The sequence below is a fragment of the Microbacterium atlanticum genome (assembly GCF_015277815.1).
GTDB classification, from domain to species: Bacteria; Actinomycetota; Actinomycetes; order Actinomycetales; family Microbacteriaceae; genus Microbacterium; species Microbacterium atlanticum.
Window position 1 is genome coordinate 3,433,935 of record NZ_CP063813.1, and the last position, 19,672, is coordinate 3,453,606.

The window sequence follows — 19,672 nt, forward strand, 5'->3', positions numbered from 1 at the left end:
GACACCGTGGTCATTCGGCGAGGACGCGGTCACTCGGCGGAGAAAGGGTCTCGGCGAGCAGAGCGAGAGTGTGCTCCGCGGCGGGATGCCCGATCTCGTTGAGGTAGCCGTGCATCGCGCCGCGCTCGCGCACGACGCGGACGTCGACGCTCGCTGCGGCCAGCTCGGCCGCGAAGGCCTCGCCCGACGGCCGCAGGCTGTCGAGCTCCGCGTTGACGATCAGCACCTCGGGGAGGCCCGCCAGGTCGTGGCCGCCCGCGAACGCGTAGCCGTCGGGGTCGTGGCCGTCGGGCAGATAGTTGCGGTTGATCGCGTCCCGGCTCTCGGGCGTGAACAGATGCGCCGCAGGGACGTCCTTCAACAGCTCGGCGGTCTCGTCGTTCGGCTCGAGGATGCCGTCGTGCAGCGACGGGTAGACGAGGGCGAGCACGCGTGGCGCCGTCGTGCCGCGGTCGCGCAGCCGCATCGCGGCGCCGGCGGACAGGTTCGCGCCGGCGCTCGCGCCGCCGAGCGACACCCGCTCGGGGTCCGCGCCGTACGTGCGGGCGTTCGCGACGGCCCAGTCGAAGGCGGCGACGATCTGCAAGCCGGCGACGGGGAATCGCGCCCGGGGACCGGCGGCCTCCATCTCGGCGCGGATCTGCTCGGGAGACGGGGTGTCGGCGTCGGGGTCGGGCGGACCGAGCACCTCGAGGGCGTCCAGCGGCGCCAGCGTGTAGTCGACCGACACCACCGTGACACCGCCCGCGCTGAGGCGCCGGCCGACCTGGTCCGCTTCGGGCATCTCGAGCGTGCCGAACATGAACGCGCCGCCGTGCAGCCACACCAGCAGTGCGCCGTTCGGCTCGCGGGCCGGGTAGACCCGCACCCGGAAGTCGTAGCCGCCACCCTCCAGTGCGACGTCATGCGTTCGGGTCATCGGTGATCCTCTCGGTTGTGCCCGGTGACGCGGGCGACGAAGTCGATGGCCCAATCGAACACCACGTCGGTGTCGCCGAGCCCCTCCCAGAAGTGTCTGCCGCCGGGAACGGGGCGGAGCTCGACGCCGACGCCGACCGCACGCAGGGCCGCGGCCAGCGCCTCGCTCTGCGCGAAGGGGACGTGCTCGTCGGCCGTGCCGTGCGCGATGTGGAACGGGGGCGCCCCGGCGTGCGCCTGCAGTGCCGGCGAAGCCAGACGTGCGACCTCCGGGCGATCTGCTGCAGGGCCACCCAGCCACCGCGCCTCCCGGGTGTCCTCGGGCGCTTCGCCGGTGGTGTGTTCGGCCATCGCGAACAGGTCGGCCGGTCCGAACCAATCCACGACGCCGCGGATGTCGTCTCGGCGGAGTCCCGCCAGGGCGGCGAGCGTCGCACCGGCCGAGACCCCCCACAGCACGATGCGCGAGGCATCCGCTCCGTGTTCGGCGCCGTGGGCCTGCAGCCAGGCGAGCGCGGCGTCCACGTCGTCCAGCTGCGCCGGAAAGCGCGCTTCGGCGCTCAGTCGGTATTCGCACGAGGCGACCGCGAACCCTGCGGCGACGATGCGGTCGAACGACCGGGCTTCGCCGATGCCGGGCGTGAACACCTTGCGGCTGCCGCGTCGCCACCCCCCGCCGTGCAGGAACACGACGAGGGGTGCGCCGGCGGCGCCGGGTGTGCGCAGATCGAGCGAGAGCGGGCGGAATCCCTCCGGCTGGGCGACGTCGACCTCGAGGATCGAGGGCATCGGAGTCAGTCGCGGAACCGGAACTCGGGCATGAACTGCGTCCAGTACTTCTCGCCCGCAGCACGCATGGTCGGGTAGTCGGGCACGTAGACGCCCTGGGGCTCGGTGAGATCGGTCTTCTGGCCCATCGCGTGGAAGAACCGCTCGAAGCCGGCCGTGCCCACACCGAACACCTTGGTCGTGTTGTGGATCTGGAACGCGTGCACGATGTTCGCGGGGATGTATGCGAAGTCACCCGTCGTCAGCGTGGTCCTGGAGTGGTAGTCGGCCTCGTCGTCCATCCAGATGCTGATCTCGCCGTCCACGACATAGAAGATCTCGTGCGTCTTGAAGTGCTTGTGGGCCGGGATGCGGTCGCCCTTCGGGCCGACCATGGTGAAGGCTCCGTACTGGTCGTCGGTCTCGTCGGCCGACAGCAGGATCGAGAAGAGCTGGTCGAAGACGAGCGACTTCTCCCCCTGCCCTTCGCCGAGGACGAACGGCCTGGGCGACGCCGGTAGGACGCCTGCGAAGGGGACCTTGTCGGGGTCGTCAGCGGGGAAAGTGGTCATGCTTACCTCCTTGTAAGAACGCGGTGCCGTTAGGCAGACGGAGCATCGGGTCGTTCCGAACAACTGCTCCGGGTGCCTCAAGTCTCGCCAGAGCGCGCGGCAGGCGGAAGTTCGAGCTCCCTACCCGGCGTTAGCCGGAAGCTAAGATTCGGAGCATGGATGTGCCTATCCACGTGATCCGCTATTTCTGTGTGCTCGCCGAGGAGCTGCACTTCGGACGGGCTGCGGAACGCCTCAGCATCACGCCTCCGTCGCTGAGTCAGCAGATCAGCCGCCTCGAGCAGCAGCTCGACGTCAAGCTGTTCGATCGCAGCCCCCGCAAGGTGGAGCTGACCGCCTACGGGCGCGAGCTGCTGCCCCTCGCCCGTCGGGTGCAGGACGACCACGACCAGCTGCTCAGCTGGGGCCGCTCGATCCGACGCGATCGCAACGCTCCGATGCTGCGGGTCGGGGTCGTGGCCGCCGGGGCGGGCAGCCTGACGACCGCGGCGATCGCGGCGACGATGCAGGCGATCCCGCAGGCGCGCATCGAGATGCGCCGGCTGGGCTTCTTCGACGTCGCCGAGGAGCTCGAGGGCGGGCGCGTCGACGTCGTCTTCGCACCGTGGCCCATGCTGCTGCCGCCGCGCGTCCGCGCCGAACCGCTATGGCGGGAGGCGCGCGTGCTCGTCGTGCGGGCCGATCATCCGTTCGCCGGACGCGAGTCGATCTCGATCCTCGAGACCGGCGACGAGATGTTCGTCTCGGTGGCGAACGGTCCGGCCGAGGTCGTGAACTGGTGGCTCGTCGACCCTCGCCCCGACGGCACGCGACCCCAGCGCGGACCCACCGCCGACAGCGTCGAGGGGCTGCTCGAGCTGGTCGCCGCCGGCGCGGGCGTGAACATCGCCGGGCAGTCGGCCAGTCAGCACTATCGCCGCGACGAACTGGCGTTCATCCCGATCTCCGACATCGAACCGGCGACCATCGTGCTGTGCAGCCTGAGCGACAGCCCGAACCCCATGGTCACGTCGTTCCGCGAGACCGCCCAGGCCCTGTCTCCGATCGTCGACGCGACGTTCCACTGACCCCGCTCAGGCGGCGGGGACGGATGCCGCCGCCCTGAGCGCCTGCCATGCTTCGCGTCTGCGGGCCTGCTCGTCGGGATCGGGCACGGGCGACGCCGCCATGAGGACGCGGGTGTAGTGGGCCTGCGGGTTGCGCATCACCTCGGCGGTCTCGCCCTGCTCGACGATCCGGCCGCGGTTCAGCACGACCACCCGCTGGGCGAGGAACTCGACGACGGCCATGTCGTGCGCGATGAACAGGTAGCCGAGATCGGCGCCGGCGCGCAGGTCCGAGAGCAGGTTCAGCACCTGGGCCTGCGTCGACAGGTCGAGCGCGCTGACCGCCTCGTCGCAGACGACGAGGCGCGGGTCGGTGACGAGCGCTCGCGCGATCGCGATGCGCTGGCGCTGACCGCCCGAGAACTGGCGCGGATAGCGATCCTCCGAGCCGGGCGCGAGGCCCACGGATTCGAGCGCCGCCTGCACCCTCCACGTGCGCTCCGCGCGCGGCACGCCCGCGACGCGCAGCGGTTCGCCGAGCGCGTCGCCGATGGGCCTGCGGGGGTTGAGAGACGAGAACGGGTCCTGGAAGACGGCGCGCAGGTCGCCCTGCAGGGTGCGGCGATCCGCGGCGCTCAGCCGGGTGATGTCGCGTCCCTCGAAGATGATCTGCCCGCTCGTGACCGGCACCAGCCCGAGGATGGCGCGCCCGATCGTGGTCTTGCCCGAACCCGACTCGCCGATCAGGCCCAGGGTCTCGCCGCGGCCGATCGTGAACGACACGTCCTCGACGGCGAGCGGCCCCTTCCGCCCGTAGCGGATCGAGAGGTTGCGCACCTCCAGCAGCGGGGCGTCCGGCGAGATCACGACAGGCCGTAGCGCGCTCATAGCTCTCCTCCGACGGCGACCGGACGGCGCCACTCCTCTTGTCTGCCCTCGACCTCGTCGCGGCGGATGCAGCGCACGCCGCCCTCGCCCTCCGCGCGCGGCAGGAGCGGGATCGCTGTCTTGCACTCGTCCCGGGCGAACCGGCACCTCGCGGCGAAGCGGCATCCGCTCGTCCACGATCCCGGCAGGGGCACCTGACCGGGGATGGACGCGAGGCGGGTCGTCCCCTCGAAGTCGATGATCGCGTGCGGGTCGGCGGCCAGCAGCGCCATCGTGTACGGGTGCTCGGGGCGCACGAGCACATCGCGCACGGTCCCGGACTCGACGATCTGCCCGGCGTACATCACCGACACGTCGTCGCACAGGTCGGCGACGACGCCGAGGTCGTGCGTCACGAGGATGATCGACATGTCGCGCTCGGCGATCAGCCCGCGCAGCAGTGCGAGGATCTCCGCCTGCACGGTGACGTCGAGCGCGGTGGTCGGCTCGTCGGCGATCAGCAGCTTCGGCGTGCCCGACAGCGCCAGAGCGGTCGCGACGCGCTGGGCCATGCCGCCCGAGATCTGGTGCGGGTAGCTCTTGAGCACGCGGGGCGGGTCGACGATCCCCACGTCTGTCAGCAGCTGCAGCGCGATGCGCTTCGCCTCGCGGCCGCCCACTCCGCGGAGCCGCTTGACGGATGCCGTGAGCTGCCAGCCGACCGTGAACATCGGGTCGAGCGCACGGGTCGGCTCCTGCGAGATGAACGCGATCTCGTGCCCGCGGGTGCGCTGCAGCGTCTTCTCGTCGGCACGGGCCAGGTCGACGCCGTTCCACCGGATGCTGCCGGACCGCACCGACAGCCCCGGGGCGAGCAGCCCGAGCATCGCGTACGACGTGACGCTCTTGCCGCAGCCCGATTCGCCCACGAGGCCCAGCACCCGGCCGGCCCCGACGCGGAGGGAGACACCGGAGACGAGCTCGGGCCCGTCGTCGACGCCGATGACCAGGTTCTGGACGAGCAGCGCGCCGTCCGCATCCGCGGGAACGAGGGATTCGGATGCCGCGACCGGCGCCGCGGCGGGCGTTCCCACCGCAGCGGCCGGGGCATCCGTCGGCGCCTTCCTGCGTTTCAGTGAGACGAGGGAAGGCGGCATCGCGGAGCCCCCGGCGAGCACATCGGCCAGCGAGTTCGCGGCGATGATCGTGAGCGCGAGCACGCCGCCTGTCGGGATCATCATCCAGGGCTGCTGGAAGATGTACTGCGACGCGGTCTGCACCATGCCGCCCCACGTGGGCTCGGGCGGCTGGGGGCCGAGGCCGATGAAGGCCAGTCCCGCCTGCAGCCCGATCGCCGCGCCGAACAGCAGCACGAACTGGACGATGACCGTGGTCGACATGTTCGGAAGCACGTGGCGCAGGCTCGCCGTCATCGGCCTCACGCCGTCGACGGCGGCAGCCTCGACGTACAGCTGCTGGTGCAGCGACTTCGCCTGACCGAAGAAGACGCGGTAGAGCGCGCCGAACAGCAGCAGCCCGAAGGCGACCATGACCAGCGGCATGTTGGTGCCGACCGCGGCGATGAACGCCAGGATGATCACGGTGCCGGGAAGGGAGAGCACGATCTCGCTGACCCGGTTGACCACGCCCTCGGCGCGCGCGTAGCGCGCCGCCCACAGCGTGATCGGGACGGTGACCAGCACGGCGACGATCGGGGTGATGACCGCGATCAGCAGCGTCGGGGCGGCCGCGGTGACGATGCGGGAGAGCAGGTCGCGGCCGAGTTCGTCCGTGCCGAGGAGGTGCGCCCACGAGGGGCCCTGGAGCACGGCCGACAGGTCCTGCTCGAGCGGACCGTAGCGCAGCCACAGCGGCGACGTGAGCGAGGCGAGCACGAGTCCCACCAGCCAGATGATCGACAGCACGGCCGCCGGCGAGCGCAGGACGCGACCGCCGAGCCGCCGCTGCGGCTTGCGGATGCGCAGGATCGAGGTGGTGTCGATGGTCATGATGCACGCAGCTTCGGGTCGAGGACGCGGTTGAGGAGTTCGAGGCTGAGGTTCACGACCACGACGACGAGCGTCGCGACCAGCACCAGCGCCTGGACGAAGGGCAGGTCGGCCGAGCCGACCGCCGCCTGCATGGCCTGCCCGATGCCGGGGAGCGCGAAGAGCACCTCGATGATGACCGAGCCGCCGAACAGGATGATGAACTGGATCGCGACGCTCGCCAGGATCGGCAGGCTCGCGCTGCGCAGCGCATGGACGTAGACGATGCGCCACGTGGGCGTGCCGACGGCGCGCAGGGTGCGCATGTGCTCCTGGGTGAGCGCCTCTCCCATGGAGGCCCGGGTCTGCCGCGCGAGGCCGGCCGCGGAGGTGATCGCGATCGTCAGCACCGGCAGCACCAGCGACCTCGCCCACGCCTCGGGGTTCACGGCGAACGGCACGAATCCCGTCGCGGGAAGCAGCCGCATCTGAACGGCGAAGAGGTATACGAGCAGGACGCCCACCCAGAACGCGGGAAGGGAGAGCAGGATGCCGGAGAGCGCGGTGATGCCGCGGTCCACCGCTCCTCCGCGCACGGCGGCCACGACGCCCATCGTGATCCCGAAGAGGGCGCTGACGAGCGTGCCGAGCACGGCGAGGGCGGCGGTGACCGGCAGGCGCTTGGCGATGTCGGGGCCGATCGGGCGCCCGTCGATGAGCGAGACGCCGAGGTCTCCCTGCAGGACCTGTCCCCACCAGCTGAGGTACTGCACGATCCACGGGTCGTACCAGCCGACCTCGATGTTGTAGGCCTCGACCTGCTCCGGGGTGCCCGCCATGCCGAGCGCCACCCCGCCGGGCGTGGACCCGGACAGGTGGACGAGCACGAAGGCGAGCATCGTGGCCACGACGAGGGTGAGGATCGCGAACGCGATCCGCTTGAGCACGAAGGTGAGCATCATCACTCCCTGGTGTGTCCGGTGCGGCGGCGGCGAGGGCCGCCGCACCGGAGCCTGTCAGGACGCCGGCTGGAGCGCCGAGAGGATCGGGAACGAGTCCGTCCCGGGGAAGGTCGGCTCCTCGAGGACCGCCTCGTTGTAGGCCCAGGGAGACAGCTGCTCGAAGAGCGGGAGCAGCCAGCCGGACTCGACGATCGCCGCGTTGAGATCGGTCAGGGCCGCCGCCTGAGCGTCTTCATCACCGGAGCCCGCCGCCGCGCCGTACGCGCCGGCCGCCGCCTGGATCTCGGCGTTCTCGGCGCCGTGGAAGTTCGCGAAGCCGAACAGCACCCCGAACACGTTGCCGGGAGGGTTCGTCCACGTCAGCGCGATCGGGCCGCCCAGGGGCTGCGTCTGCACGGCGGCGAAGATCTCCTCCGTCGACGAGGCGTTCTTCAGCGAGACGTCCACGCCGATCTCGGCCCAGTACGGCTGCAGCGCCTCGAGGTCGCGCTGGCTCTGCTGGCTGATCGTGAAGTCGAACGCGAAGCCGTCGGGGTAGCCCGCCTCCGCCAGGAGCTCCTTGGCCCCCTCGGGGTCGTATGCGTAGTCGTCCTCGAGCTCGGGGATGTAGCCGGGGCTCTCGGCAGGAAGCGCGTTCGCGGTCGGGATGTCACCCGGGTGCACCGCGGCGACGTAGGCCTCGCGGTCGATCGCGATCGACAGGGCCTTCCACACGCGCGGGTCGCCGAACTGCGGCGCGAGGCTGCCGTTCTTGTCGAAGGGCAGCAGGTTCTGCACGACGCCGCCGTTGGCGACGAGTCCGACCCCGGCGGCCTCGACCTGGTCCTGCGTGGCGCTGGTGATGAAGGCCAGGTCGACCTCGCCCGAGATGGCGGCGTTCACGCGCGCCTGCGGGTCGAGGATCGGGCGGAACTCGTACGAGTCGTAGGGGTACGCGTCGACGTCGGGGTGGTCCTCCTTCTTGACCAGCAGGTACGAGTTGCCCTTGATCGTGGCATCGGTGTCGACCTCGAGCGGTCCCGAGCCGTCGGCCGTGGCATCGAGGGTGCTGCGGTCGGCGACGCCGGCGGCGCCCACGATCGCGCCGGCGGGAAGCACGAGGTTGGCCTCGAACCCGGGTTGCGGAGCCGCGAAGGTCAGCGTGACGGTGTCGTCGTCCACGACGGTGACCTCCGAGATCTCCTGCTCGCCGCCCTCCGCGAATCCGCTGTACGCCGACAGGTCGGGGTCACCGCGGAAGTCGAGGTTCTGCTTCACGAGATCGGCCGTCACGGTGGAGCCGTCGGCGAACTCCGCGCTCGTGTCGAGGTCGAGCGTGAGCTGCGTCTGGTCCTCGTTGTACTCGAAGTTCGTCACGAGGTCGGGGACGACCTGCCCTTCTTCGTCGAGGAGGAAGAGGGAGTCGTAGATCCCCTCGAAGAACATGCGCTGGCCACTGCCGTAGCGCAGCGGGTCGTAGCCGAGCGCGGCCTGGTCGGAGTCGAGGCCGATGACGAGGACCGACGTGTCGGCGGGCTCGCCGCTGGTGCCCCCCGAGCCGCCGGGCGCCGTGCAGGCGCTGAGCGCCAGGGCTGAGGCGGCGACGGCCGCAAGGACGGCGGCGCCGCGCGCTGTGGTGATTCGAGACATCCTGATCTCCTGTGATCGTGGTGTGCTGGTGCGGACTTCAGTGGTCGCGGATCGCTGATCGGGAGTCGATCCTTCGGTACAGGTTGACCCGGTGCGGCCGGTTTGGCCATTCGGATCCGGGCTGGGCTGCGTTAGCGAACGCCTAACGCTGCCCCTCTCGAGCGTTGCTTACAGTGAAACAGGTTTTCATACACTGAACGAATGTGCGAGGATGGACGAGAGTCAGAGAGGACCACTCATGCCCGCAGCATCCTTCCCCGCCGACTTCCTCTGGGGAGTCGCCACCGCCGGCCACCAGAACGAAGGCGACAACGTCCACAGCGACACGTGGTTCCTCGAGAACGTCACGCCATCGGTGTTCCAGGACCGGTCGGGCAAGGCGACGAACGGCTGGGAGCTGTGGGAGTCCGACCTGGACCTCGTCGCCGGGATGAACCTCAACGCCTATCGCTTCTCGGTCGAGTGGGCCCGCGTCGAGCCCACCGAGGGCGAGTGCTCCGAAGGGGCGCTGGCGCACTACGAGGCGGTCGTCGACGGATGCCACGCCCGCGGGCTCGCCCCGATCGTCACCTTCAATCACTTCACGTCGCCGCACTGGTTCGCGGCGCGCGGAGCGTGGCTGGACCCCGAGGCGCCCGAGCTGTTCGCCCGCTACTGCGGCAGGGTGATGGAACGCTTCGGCGACCGCATCCGCCTCGCCGTCACCTTCAACGAGCCCGACCTGCCCGAGATGCTCACGTGGGCGGATCTGCCGTCGTTCGTCGCCGACCTCGAGCGCGCCACGCTGGCGGCCGCCTCGGCGGCGGCGGGCGTCGAGCGGTACCGCGCCGGCAACGTCATGCTGCCCGAGGACTTCGCCGCGATGCGGGCGGGGATGACCGCCGGCCACCAGGCGGCGAAGGCCGCGATCAAGGCGCGCCGGCCGGAGCTGCCGGTGGGCCTGTCACTCGCGGTCGTCGACGATGTCGCCGCCCCCGGCGGCGAGGAGCTGCGCGACCGCAAGCGCGCCGAGGTCTACGAGCACTGGCTCGCACTCGCCCGGGAAGACGACTTCATCGGAGTGCAGAACTACGAGCGCATCATCTACGGCCCGGATGGTCAGGTGCATCCGGCAGACGGCGTCGCCGTGAACGGGATGGGGACGGCCGTCGAGCCGGACTCGCTGCGCGGCGCCGTCGTATACGTGCACTCGGTCGCCCAGGTGCCGGTGCTCGTGAGCGAGCACGGGATCGGGACCGAGGATGACAGCATCCGCGCCGCCTTCATCGAGCCCTCCCTGGATGGCCTCGCGCAGGCGATCGCCGACGGCGTGCCCGTGATCGGCTACTGCCACTGGACCCTCATGGACAACTTCGAGTGGATCTTCGGATACGGCCCGAAGCTCGGGCTGCACTCCGTCGACCGCGAGACCTTCGAGCGGACCGCCAAGCCGAGCGCGGGCGTCTACGCCGAGCTCGTGAGGGCGGCGCGCGGGCTCTGATCCTCGGCTCGACACGACGGGTGACCGCGCCAGGCCGCCCTCACCAACGCGCCGCACGGTGGATTCGCGGATTCCGATGCGGGCCATCAGCAGATGCCGGTTCCCGCGCGCCCGGGGCACGGGCTACGGTCGCCCCATGACCAGCTATCCGGGGCTCGAGGGACGCACGGTCGTCGTGACGGGTGCGGGCGGCGGGCAGGGGGCTGCCGAGGCTCGCCTGCTCGCGTCCGCGGGTGCGCGCGTGATCGCGACGGACGTGACGGATGCCACCGCCGAGGCGCCGGGAATCGAGCACCGTCGGCTCGACGTCACGGACGAAGCCGGCTGGGCGGGCCTCGCCGCCGAGCTCGCTGAGAGCCTCCGCGGCGAGCCGCTGCGCGGTCTGGTGAACAACGCCGGCATCACGCATCGCGCCCGGCTGGGCGCTGTCGCGCGCGCCGACTGGGACCGCGTGCTCGCGGTCAACCTGACGGGGCCGATGCTCGGCATCCAGGCCCTCGCACCCCTGATGGGCAGCGGGTCGTCGATCGTCAACATCGGATCGTCGGCGGCGCTCAACGCGCACTATCCCGTCGCCTACACGACATCGAAGTGGGGCCTGCGCGGACTCACCCACGTGGCTGCCACCGAGCTCGGCCCACGGGGCATCCGGGTCAACGTCGTGCACCCCGGCTTCATCGAGACGCCCATGACGGCGAGCGCCCCCGAGGTCATGCGCGACGCGCAGCTCGCGCTGACGCCGCTCGAGCGGCTGGGCGACGCCGACGAGGTCGCCCAGCTCGTCGCGTTCCTGCTCTCGGACGCCGCGTCCTACCTCACCGGCGCCGAGATCCCGGTCGACGGCGGCGCCACCTCGTCGGCCGGCGCCAAGTTCATGGCCGACCGCATCGGCAGGCCCTGACGGAGCCGCCGCGTCCGGCCCCGTCGCCGAGATCGCATGATCTCGCCGAGATGACACGTCCTGGGCGCCCGCGTCGTGTCATCTCGGCGAGAACGCACGATCTCGACAGCACGATCGGCGTCAGCGGGCGACCTCCTCGACCCGCGTGCCCGACAGCTGCTCGACGACCCGGCGCGCGCCGCGCACGGCGATGGCGACGCTCATGAGCGTGGGGTTCATCGTGTTCGCGGTCGGGATGAGGGCGTTCCCGCCGACGACGAGGTTCTCGTAGCCCCACACGCGCGACCACGGGTCGGCGACCGAGGTGCCGTCATCGGCCGGTCCCATGCGCAGCGTGCCCATGTAGTGCAGGCTCGAGCCGTTGGGCAGCAGACGCGGCTCGGCCACGAAGGTGCCGAGCGCCTCGGCCGCGCGGCGGACCCGCGCGTGCGCCTCGTCGAGCTCGGGCTGCTCGGCGTCGGTCAGCGCGTACTCGATCGTCATGTTGGGGAAGCCCCGGTAGTCCAGCTCGGTGTCGTCGAACGACACGCCGTCCTCGACACGCGGGTGTTTGCGCACGCCGTAGCCCATGTTCACGTAGCCCCACCGGTTGCCCGCCGCCGGGTGCGACGGGTCGAGCTGGAACGGCGGGTTCTCGGCATACATGACCTGCAGCGACACGGGGTGATCGGGCTCGGAGAAGGGGATGCGGTTGACCGCCGCGACCGGGTCGGCGGCGTTCACCGCGCGCCGGGCGAGCTCGTTCTCGAAGTCCTCGTCCGAGACGAGCACGCTCATGCGCTCCTCGTCGAGGGCGACCGTGGTGATGACGACGTGGTGCTCGGTGAGGTAGCGGCCGAGCGCGGGGGGACGGATGCCGCTGGCCCACAGCAGCTGCGGAGACCGGAACGCGTCGGCGGCCACCACGACGACGTCGGCGGGGAAGAATGAGGTCTGCCTGGTGCGGAGGTCCTCGATCGTGACACCGGTGACCTCGCCGCCCTCGTGCTCCACCCGCCGCACGAGGGTGAGGTCGCGCAGCTCGAAGCGCGCCGACTCGGGCGTGCCCTGCTCGATGAGCGGCCCGAGGACCGTGTTGGCGCCCGCCCACACCATGGAGCCGTCCGGCTGCGGGTCGCCCGCGACGGGAAGGGTGCCGACCCCGTAGCCCTCGGGCAGCTCGGCGCCGAACTCCCGGTCGAGCAGCGTGCGGATGGCGGAGCCGATGGGCGAGTCCGAGAACGCGGCGTGCTGCGCGTGCAGCAGCGACTCGGCCGCGGTGATCAGCTCGTCCCACTCGCCGTCGTCGATGAAGTCGACCTTCTCGCTGAACGCGGGGCGCGGGATGGCGCACGTCCAGTGCGCACCCTGCCCGCCGACGTTGGTGGCGGCGGCCGCGGCGGGGAACGTCGGCGCGTGCGCCGAGCCCGGCCCGCCGAAGTCGAGCAGATGCGTCCCCTGGCGCGCGGTGAACATGCCCTCGACGACTACGCCGGCGGGGATGCCGAGGCTCTCGCGGAACGCGCCGGACTGCGGTCCCTGCGACATCTCGCGGGCGCGGGCCTTCTCGACGGGATCGGCGATGTTGCGGACGCTCTCACCCGGAACGGAGGTCAGCTGCGGACCGGCCTCGAACATCACGACCCGCGCGTCGGGCGAGCCCTCGAGGATCACCCGCGCGTAGGCGGACCCGATCGGCCCGGAGCCGACGATGGCGACGGTGGGGGTGTGCGACATGGGAGTACCTCTTCTGATCACGCGGTGAGCGGTTCGGAGCTGGGTGCGGGGGCGTGCTCGGACTCGTCCGAGAGCCGCCCGGCGGGAAGGAGCACGGCGGCGACGACGCCGGCCGCGTAGGTGGCGCCGAGCGCCGCGAAGACGGGCGCGAAGACGCTGCTGTAGATGGCGGCGACCTCGGCCTGCACGGCGACGGATGCCTCGTGGACGAACTGCGGCGTCAGCGTCGCCGCGTCCAGCGACGCCGGCAGCAACGCCGCGACACCGAGGCCGATGACCCCGCCGACGATGGCGGTCGCGACGGTCGAGCCGACCTGGCGCACGAGGTTGACGGTGGCGGTCATGCTGCCGGTGTCGCGCCGCGGCGCGGCGCTCTGCACGACCGCGATGACGAGGCTCATGAACGCGCCGGTGCCGATGCCCACGACGGCCATGACGACCATCGGCACCCAGAGGGGCAGCCCCACCGGCAGCAGCGACATCACGAAGAGCCCCGCCGCGCCGAGGGAGGTGCCGACGATGCAGTAGACGCGGTAGTGGCCGGTGCGGCTGACGAGCCACCCGGTCACGAGGTTGGACACCAGCATCCCGAACACGGTCGCGATCGGGACCAGACCCGACACCGTCGCGCTCGTGCGGTAGGCCATCTGGAAGTAGGTCGGCAGGTAGGCGGTGATCGAGAACAGGCCGACGCCGATGATCGCCGACAGCGCCGTGCCGGAGGCGATGGTGCGGTTCGCGAAGAGCCGCAGCGGCACGAGCGGCTCGGGTGCGCGCAGCTCGATGAGGAAGAACGCCGCGAAGGCCATGCCCGCCACCACGAACAGGACGACGGATGCCGCGACACGCGCGGGATCGCCGACCCACGTGACGGCGAGCACGAGCGCCACCATGGCGACCGTGAACGACGCTGCGCCCGCGATGTCGAACCGCCGCCGGCCGAAGCCGGGGAGGCGCGGCACGGCGACGAGGGCCAGGAGGAGGGCCGCGACGCCGAAGGGGATGTTGATCCAGAACACCCACGGCCAGCCCCAGTAGTCGGTGATGAGGCCGCCGAGGACCGGGCCGACCAGGATCGCGACGGGGAAGGCGGCGCCGATGATCGCGAGGTAGCGGGGGCGCTCGCGCGGCGTCGTGACGCGGGCGACGATGGTCTGCGACATCAGGTGCAGCCCGGCCGAGCTCATTCCCTGCACGACGCGGGCGGTGATCAGCTGCGGCATGTCCTGCGCGAAGCCGCACGCGAGCGATGCGACCAGGAAGAGCACCAGCGACACGACGAAGACGCCGCGCGGGCCGACAGCATCGCCGAGCTTGCCGAGGATCGGCAGCAGCACGGTGCTGGCGAGGGTGTAGCCGACGACGATCCAGCCCATCTGGGCGAGGGCCCCGAGCTCGCCGGCGACGGTCGCGAGCGAGGTCGCAACGATGGTGTGGTCGAGGGCTCCGAGGATTGCGACCGTCAGCAACGAGACGATCAGGAGGCGCAGCCTCCACGGTGACATGCTCATACGCGTGTGAACCCGTACGACCGGGCGATCGACGCGACGGGGTGTGCCCCCGACCGCCTTCGCGTCAGGGAACGGGCCTCCAATGGCCCCGACGTCATCGTCGATTCTAGCCTTTCTTTAGATCTAAATCAACATAAGTGGCCTTTGCATCGCCGAAGTCCTCACACCCGCCGGCGGGCGCGCGGCCGCGGGCGCGCGGGCGGCAGCTCCGGAGCGGGCACCGGGTCGCCCACGACGCCGACGAGCTCGCCGATCCCCTCGATCGTCATGCGCACCTCGTCGCCCGCGCGGAGCGGCGGCGGGACGAGCCCGCCGTTGCGGCCCCACAGCTCGCCGAGGCATCCGCCGTTGCCGACCGTTCCGCTGCCGAGCACGTCGCCGGCCACCACGCGCGAGTTGCGCGAGGCGTAGGCCACGAGCTCGGGGAACGGCCAGCCCATGTTCGAGACGAGGTCCTCGCCGATCAGTTCGCCGTTGACGCGCACCTCAGCCCGCACGGCGAGGAAGCCGTCGGCGTCGAGGTACTGCTCGAGCTCGTCGGCGGTGACGATCCAGGGACCGAGCGCCGTGCCGAAGTCCTTGCCCTTCGCGGGGCCCAGCCGCACCTTCATCTCGCGGCCCTGCAGGTCGCGTGCCGACCAGTCGTTCATGATCGTGTAGCCGAAGATGCGGGATGCCGCTCCCTCGGCGTCGAGGTTGACGCCGGGCTCTCCGCCCACGACGACGGCGAGCTCGAGCTCGAAGTCGAGCCGCTCGGTGACCGGCGGACGCAGCGTGTCGCCGGGGCCGAGGATCGTGTGCGGATTGGTGAAGTAGAAGGTCGGCGCCTGGTACCACTCCGGGGCGACGTGGCTCTTGCCCTCCACCCCGGCGCTGACGCCCTCGACGTGCTCCTCGAAGGCCACGAAGTCGCGGACGGACGCCGGAGCCAGCGGTGCGAGCAGGCGGACGTCCGACAGCGCGGTGCCGCCTGCCTCATCGATGCGGGCGAACGCCGCGCGAGCGGCATCCAGCCCCCCGGCCAGGATCGCGGCGACGGTGTCGCCGGCGGCGAACGGCACGACGCGGTCGCCGACGACGAACCCCTCGACCGGCGCGGCGCCCGTGCCCTCCCAGCGCGCGATCCTCATGCGTGGACCCGCGTGCGCAGCAGTCCCTCGGCGTTGCCGGCGAGGATGCGCTCGGTGATCTCGGGCGGCAGGTCCGCCCCGCGCACGAACGACACCGGGTCGTCGAGTCCCATGTCGAACGGGAAGTCGCTGCCCAGCAGCACCCGCGAACCCCCGGCGACTTCCACGAGGTGTCGCAGCGCCACCGGGTCGTGCACGACGGTGTCGAACCACAGCTTCTTCAGGTAGGTCGACGGTGCGTGCGCGCAGCGACGCGCCTCGGGCCGCACGTGCCACGCGCGGTCCGACCGGCCGATCGCGAAGGGCAGGTAGCCCCCGCCGTGGGCGGCCACGATCTTGAGGTCGGGGTGCCGGTCCAGCACGCCGCCGAAGATCAGGTGCGACAGGGCGACCGCGTTCTCGGTCGGCTGGCCGACGGTGTTGGAGAGGTAGAACCGGTCGAGGCGCTCGTCGAGGCTGCAGCCGAACGGGTGCAGGAAGACGACGCACCCGAGCTCGGCGGCCCGCGCCCAGAACGGCTCGAGACGCTCGTCCGACAGCTCGACGTCGCCGGCGAACGACGAGATCTCCACGCCCGCGAGGCCGCGTCCGAGCACGGCGTCGTCGAGATACTCGACGATCCGCTCGGGGTGCTGCAGCGGCACGACGCCCAGCCCGGTGAGGCGGTCGGGCGCCTGGGCGACATGCGCGGCGATGAGGCGGTTGGTCTCCATCGCCACCCACACCGCAAGGCCTTCGGGTGCCCACGGGTAGAAGTGGTTCGGCGACACGCTCACCCACTGCCGGTCGATCCCCTGGGCGTCCATGGCCGCGAGGCGCGCGCCGACGTCGGTGAGCTGCGGGATGCGCGCTCCCACCATGGCGCCCGAGGCCTGCAGGCTCTCGACGCCGTTGCGGCGGCGTTCGAGATCGGCAGCCTCCGCGACGAGCTCGGGAGCCCGCCGCTCCACCTCGGCGTGCAGGGCGGGCAGGAGCAGGTGCGCGTGGACGTCGGTGGTCATGCCGGCTGCGCCGTCATCTGCGCGAGGCCGAAGATCAGACCGCCGGTGTCCGCATCCCGGACGCCGTCGAGCTGCCACTGGCCGAGCTGGACGGATGCCTCCACCACGGCCTTCGCGCGCGGCAGGCGTCGCGCGTGGAAGTCGTCCCACAGCTGCTGGTCGACGGCGTCACGACCGGTCAGCAGCTCGGTGAGCACGAGGGCGTCCTCGAGTCCCTGCGCCGCACCCTGCGCGATCGTCGGAGGGCAGGAATGCGCGGCGTCGCCGATGATCACGACGCGGCCGCGGTTCCACGGCTCCTCGACCAGGTGCTTGGTGAACCACGTGTAGTTCGCGTGCGCACCCGCCTCCAGGTCGGCGCGGATCGCGTTCCACGGCCCGTCGTAGGCGCGGGACTCCTCGAGCATGATGCGGCTGGCCTCCTCGTCCGACACCCCGAACCGGTCCTGCGCCTTCTCGACCAGGAACGCGTACATGCTGTCTTCGCCGGTCGGCGTGTACCCGGCGATGTACATGGGCCCGCCGTAGTACAGCTCCGTGCTCGTCACGTCCGCGGGCCGGCTGACGAACGCCCGCCAGATGCCCATGCCCGTCGGCTCGGGCTTGGTCTCGATCCCGATGAGATCGCGCACCTTCGAGTTCAGCCCGTCGGCGCCGATCAGCAGATCGTACTCGCCGACGGACTCGCCGTTCACGCTGACCTCGACGGCGTCGTCGGCGCGCGCATCGAGGCCGGTGATCTGCGCCCCGAAGCGCACGTTCGCGCCCGCCTTCTGCGCGTGCTCCAGCAGGATGCGCGCGAGATCGGGGCGCGGCATCCCCATGCTCGAGGGATAGTCGGGGCCGCCCGTCTTGAGGTCGGGAAGCTCGGCGACGATCGGGGCGCCTGGTCCGGGGGCGCGGAGGTTCAGGCCCTCGAAGGCGTACCCCGCGGCGCGGATGTCGTCCCACGCGCCGAGGGCGTCGAAGACGCGCAGGGCATTGCCCTGCAGGGAGATGCCGGAGCCGAGCGCGCTGAGCTCGGGCTTGGCCTCGAAGATGTCCACCTCGACCCCGGCCTTGGCGAGCTGGATGGCGGCGGCGAGTCCGGCGACGCCGCTTCCGGCGATGGCGACCTTGCGAACTGCGGTCATGTCAGAACCTCCCTGTTCTGGTTCGGATGGTTTCGGGCGGCTAGAGGATGGCGAGCGGGTTGACCGGCGAGCCGACCGCCCCCGTGATGGGGAGGGTCGGTGCGGTGAGGAGGAAGTCGTACCGGCCCAGTCTGCGGCACGCCTCGGCCAGTTCGTCGAGGCTCCACATCTCGCCGATCGACAGTCCCATGTTCGGGATCACGACCTGGTGCAGCGGCTGGAACGAGGGCGCGTCGAACTCGTTCGGACGCACCTCGAACCCCCACGTGTCGGTCGCGATGCCGGCGATCTCGGTGCGGTGCAGCCAGCCCGCGGTCGTGAGGGAGAGCCCCGCCGCCGATCCGCCGGCGTAGCCGTTCCAGCCCTCGCGGAGGGCGCGGGTGTAGCGGCCGGTGCGCACGACGACGATGTCGCCGCGGCCGACCGCGCTCGAAGACCCCTGCGCCGCGATGGTCGCGTCGAGGTCGGCGGCGGTGATGGCGTAGCCGTCCTCGAGCTCGCCCGACTCGGGGCGGAGGTGGGCCGCGACGTCGAGCAGCACGCCGCGGGTCACGAAGGAGGTCGCGGTGTGCTCGATGCCCGTGACGAGGTCGCCGTCGCTCGTGACGACATCGCCGGCGCGGCGGCCGTTCCACGCCATGCCGTGGTCGAAGATGTGGCCGAGCCCGTCCCACTGGGTGGAGCACTGCAGCGGCATCGCGATGACGTCGTCCGCGCCGCCGATGCCGTGCGGGAAGCCCTGGTTGCCGCGTTCGGCATCGGTGCCGGTGTCGGTCATCGTGTGGACGGGATTGGTGCGGCGGCGCCATCCCGTCTGCGGCCCGTCGGTGTCGAAGGACTGCGCGAGCGACACGACGACCCCTTCGCGGACGAGGGATGCCGCGTGCACGCGCTTGGCCGCGTCGATGAAGTTGAGGGTGCCCAGCACGTCGTCCTCGCCCCAGCGGCCCCAGTTGCGATACGCCTCGGCGCGCGCGGCGATCTCGGCCTCGGGATTCTGGCGGTCGAGGTCCGCGGGGTTCTCGCTCGGGCCGGTCATACCGCGGGCCCCTCTGCCAGGCACCGGACCACCTGGGTGCCGAGGCCCTCGACGGTGCCGGTCATGACGTCGCCGTCGCGCAGGTACCGCTTCCAGTGCTGGCCGTTGCCGGCGGGGCTTCCCGTCAGCAGGAGGTCGCCCGGCAGGAGCGGGAGGGTCTGGGATGCCGCGGCGACGAGCGTCTTCACATCGAAGACCAGCTCGGCGGTCGTGGCATCCTGCATCACGTCACCGTTGAGCTCGAGCTTCACCGACAGGTCGCTCGCGTCGACGAAGGTCGACGGCACGAGGAAGGGACCCGTGGGAAGGAATCCCGGCGCGTTCTTGGAGCGGAACCAGTCGGCGCCGATGTCGCCCACGTCGGGCGGGAAGACCCGGTCGCGCGTGGTGATGTCGTTGACGATCGTGTAGCCGGCGACATGGTCCAGCGCGTGCTCGGCGTCGACGCGGAACGCCTCCCGGCCGATCACGACGGCGAGCTCGAGCTCCCAGTCGTGCGTCTCGCTGTAGTCCGGCAGCACGAGCGGCTCGTCGTCGCCGACGACGCACTGCGGCAGGCCCAGGAAGATGAACGGCCGCCCGCTCGCGGCACGCGCGTCCATGATCCGCTCGGCCTTGGCGCGCACCTCGTCGGGCGACTGCCCCGCCTCGCCGCCCTTGGTCAGCCCGGCCATGATCAGCTGCACGACGTGCGTGCGGTAGTTGGCGCCCGCCTGGAGCACCTGGCGGGGCTCGACCGGAGCCGTGAGGACGACGTCTGCCAGCGGCATCCATCCGTCGCCGTCTGCTTGGGCGAGCCCGGCCAGACGGTCCCAGTCGGGGTGGGAGAGGAAGGAGTTGAGGTCCGCCGCGCCGAGGTCGTCGGCCGACAGCGGCCGGATGCGGTCGCCCGCGACGAGGCCCAGACGCACGGAATCGCCGTCGCGGTAGCGGGCGAGGGCGAAGGGGGCGGTCAGTCCCGCGGTCGACGTCGTCGTCATCGTTTCTCCATGTCGGTGGTTCGCAACGTGG

17 protein-coding genes are annotated in these 19,672 nt (G+C 71.2%); 3 read left to right on the plus strand and 14 right to left on the minus strand.

What is annotated here, in order from left to right:
- Positions 1 to 10: 10 nt before the first annotated feature.
- From IR212_RS15715 to IR212_RS15725, 3 genes are read right to left on the minus strand one after another with little or no spacing between them, the layout of a single operon-like run.
- Positions 11 to 919: an alpha/beta hydrolase fold domain-containing protein gene (locus IR212_RS15715; RefSeq protein ID WP_194396792.1), complete on the minus strand. Its 909-nt coding sequence runs from the start codon at positions 917 to 919 to the stop codon at positions 11 to 13.
- Complete coding sequence (locus IR212_RS15720) at positions 916 to 1,707, minus strand: alpha/beta hydrolase (RefSeq protein WP_194396793.1); 792 nt, start codon at positions 1,705 to 1,707, stop codon at positions 916 to 918. Before IR212_RS15720 ends, IR212_RS15715 begins: the two co-directional genes overlap by 4 nt.
- Positions 1,708 to 1,712: 5 nt before the next feature.
- The gene (locus tag IR212_RS15725; RefSeq protein ID WP_194396794.1) at positions 1,713 to 2,258 is read right to left on the minus strand and encodes a quercetin 2,3-dioxygenase; all 546 of its coding nucleotides are present in this window, start codon (positions 2,256 to 2,258) and stop codon (positions 1,713 to 1,715) included.
- A 155-nt stretch (positions 2,259 to 2,413) separates the two neighbouring features.
- Between IR212_RS15725 and IR212_RS15730 the strand changes: the two genes are divergently transcribed.
- On the plus strand, positions 2,414 to 3,325 hold the full coding sequence (locus IR212_RS15730; protein ID WP_194396795.1) for a LysR family transcriptional regulator: 912 nt from the start codon (positions 2,414 to 2,416) through the stop codon (positions 3,323 to 3,325).
- A gap of 6 nt (positions 3,326 to 3,331) precedes the next feature.
- Here IR212_RS15730 and IR212_RS15735 read toward each other — a convergent pair whose 3' ends face one another.
- From IR212_RS15735 to IR212_RS15750, 4 genes are read right to left on the minus strand one after another with little or no spacing between them, the layout of a single operon-like run.
- Positions 3,332 to 4,192, minus strand: a complete 861-nt coding sequence (locus IR212_RS15735; RefSeq protein WP_194396796.1) for an ATP-binding cassette domain-containing protein — start codon at positions 4,190 to 4,192, stop codon at positions 3,332 to 3,334.
- Positions 4,189 to 6,180, minus strand: coding sequence for a dipeptide/oligopeptide/nickel ABC transporter permease/ATP-binding protein (locus IR212_RS15740; RefSeq protein WP_194396797.1), 1,992 nt, complete (start codon positions 6,178 to 6,180; stop codon positions 4,189 to 4,191). The genes IR212_RS15735 and IR212_RS15740 overlap by 4 nt, the downstream gene beginning before the upstream one ends.
- Entirely contained in the window at positions 6,177 to 7,121 is a 945-nt protein-coding gene (locus IR212_RS15745) for an ABC transporter permease (RefSeq protein WP_194396798.1), read from the minus strand. The genes IR212_RS15740 and IR212_RS15745 overlap by 4 nt, the downstream gene beginning before the upstream one ends.
- A gap of 54 nt (positions 7,122 to 7,175) precedes the next feature.
- The gene (locus tag IR212_RS15750; protein WP_194396799.1) at positions 7,176 to 8,750 is read right to left on the minus strand and encodes an ABC transporter substrate-binding protein; all 1,575 of its coding nucleotides are present in this window, start codon (positions 8,748 to 8,750) and stop codon (positions 7,176 to 7,178) included.
- A gap of 238 nt (positions 8,751 to 8,988) precedes the next feature.
- On the opposite strand from IR212_RS15750, the gene IR212_RS15755 reads away from it, so the two are divergent.
- Both IR212_RS15755 and IR212_RS15760 read left to right on the plus strand, forming a co-directional pair.
- Positions 8,989 to 10,230, plus strand: coding sequence for a family 1 glycosylhydrolase (locus tag IR212_RS15755; RefSeq protein ID WP_194396800.1), 1,242 nt, complete (start codon positions 8,989 to 8,991; stop codon positions 10,228 to 10,230).
- Between the two features lie 136 nt (positions 10,231 to 10,366).
- On the plus strand, positions 10,367 to 11,131 hold the full coding sequence (locus tag IR212_RS15760) for an SDR family NAD(P)-dependent oxidoreductase (RefSeq protein ID WP_194396801.1): 765 nt from the start codon (positions 10,367 to 10,369) through the stop codon (positions 11,129 to 11,131).
- Positions 11,132 to 11,251: 120 nt separating this feature from the next.
- Here the strand turns inward: IR212_RS15760 and IR212_RS15765 are convergent, their stop codons facing one another.
- The 7 genes from IR212_RS15765 to IR212_RS15795 form a co-directional block, all read right to left on the minus strand.
- Entirely contained in the window at positions 11,252 to 12,847 is a 1,596-nt protein-coding gene (locus tag IR212_RS15765; RefSeq protein ID WP_194396802.1) for a GMC oxidoreductase, read from the minus strand.
- Positions 12,848 to 12,864: 17 nt separating this feature from the next.
- A complete protein-coding gene (locus tag IR212_RS15770; RefSeq protein WP_228479376.1) occupies positions 12,865 to 14,352 on the minus strand; it encodes an MFS transporter in 1,488 nt (495 codons plus the stop codon).
- Positions 14,353 to 14,519: 167 nt separating this feature from the next.
- A complete protein-coding gene (locus tag IR212_RS15775; protein ID WP_194396804.1) occupies positions 14,520 to 15,488 on the minus strand; it encodes a fumarylacetoacetate hydrolase family protein in 969 nt (322 codons plus the stop codon).
- Positions 15,485 to 16,489, minus strand: coding sequence for an amidohydrolase family protein (locus IR212_RS15780; RefSeq protein ID WP_194396805.1), 1,005 nt, complete (start codon positions 16,487 to 16,489; stop codon positions 15,485 to 15,487). Before IR212_RS15780 ends, IR212_RS15775 begins: the two co-directional genes overlap by 4 nt.
- Positions 16,486 to 17,622, minus strand: a complete 1,137-nt coding sequence (locus IR212_RS15785) for an FAD-dependent monooxygenase (protein ID WP_194396806.1) — start codon at positions 17,620 to 17,622, stop codon at positions 16,486 to 16,488. The genes IR212_RS15780 and IR212_RS15785 overlap by 4 nt, the downstream gene beginning before the upstream one ends.
- A gap of 40 nt (positions 17,623 to 17,662) precedes the next feature.
- Complete coding sequence (locus IR212_RS15790) at positions 17,663 to 18,661, minus strand: cyclase family protein (protein WP_194396807.1); 999 nt, start codon at positions 18,659 to 18,661, stop codon at positions 17,663 to 17,665.
- Positions 18,658 to 19,641 carry a fumarylacetoacetate hydrolase family protein gene (locus IR212_RS15795; protein ID WP_194396808.1) on the minus strand — a complete coding sequence of 328 codons (984 nt, stop codon included), beginning with the start codon at positions 19,639 to 19,641 and terminating at the stop codon, positions 18,658 to 18,660. Before IR212_RS15795 ends, IR212_RS15790 begins: the two co-directional genes overlap by 4 nt.
- Positions 19,642 to 19,672: the final 31 nt, after the last annotated feature.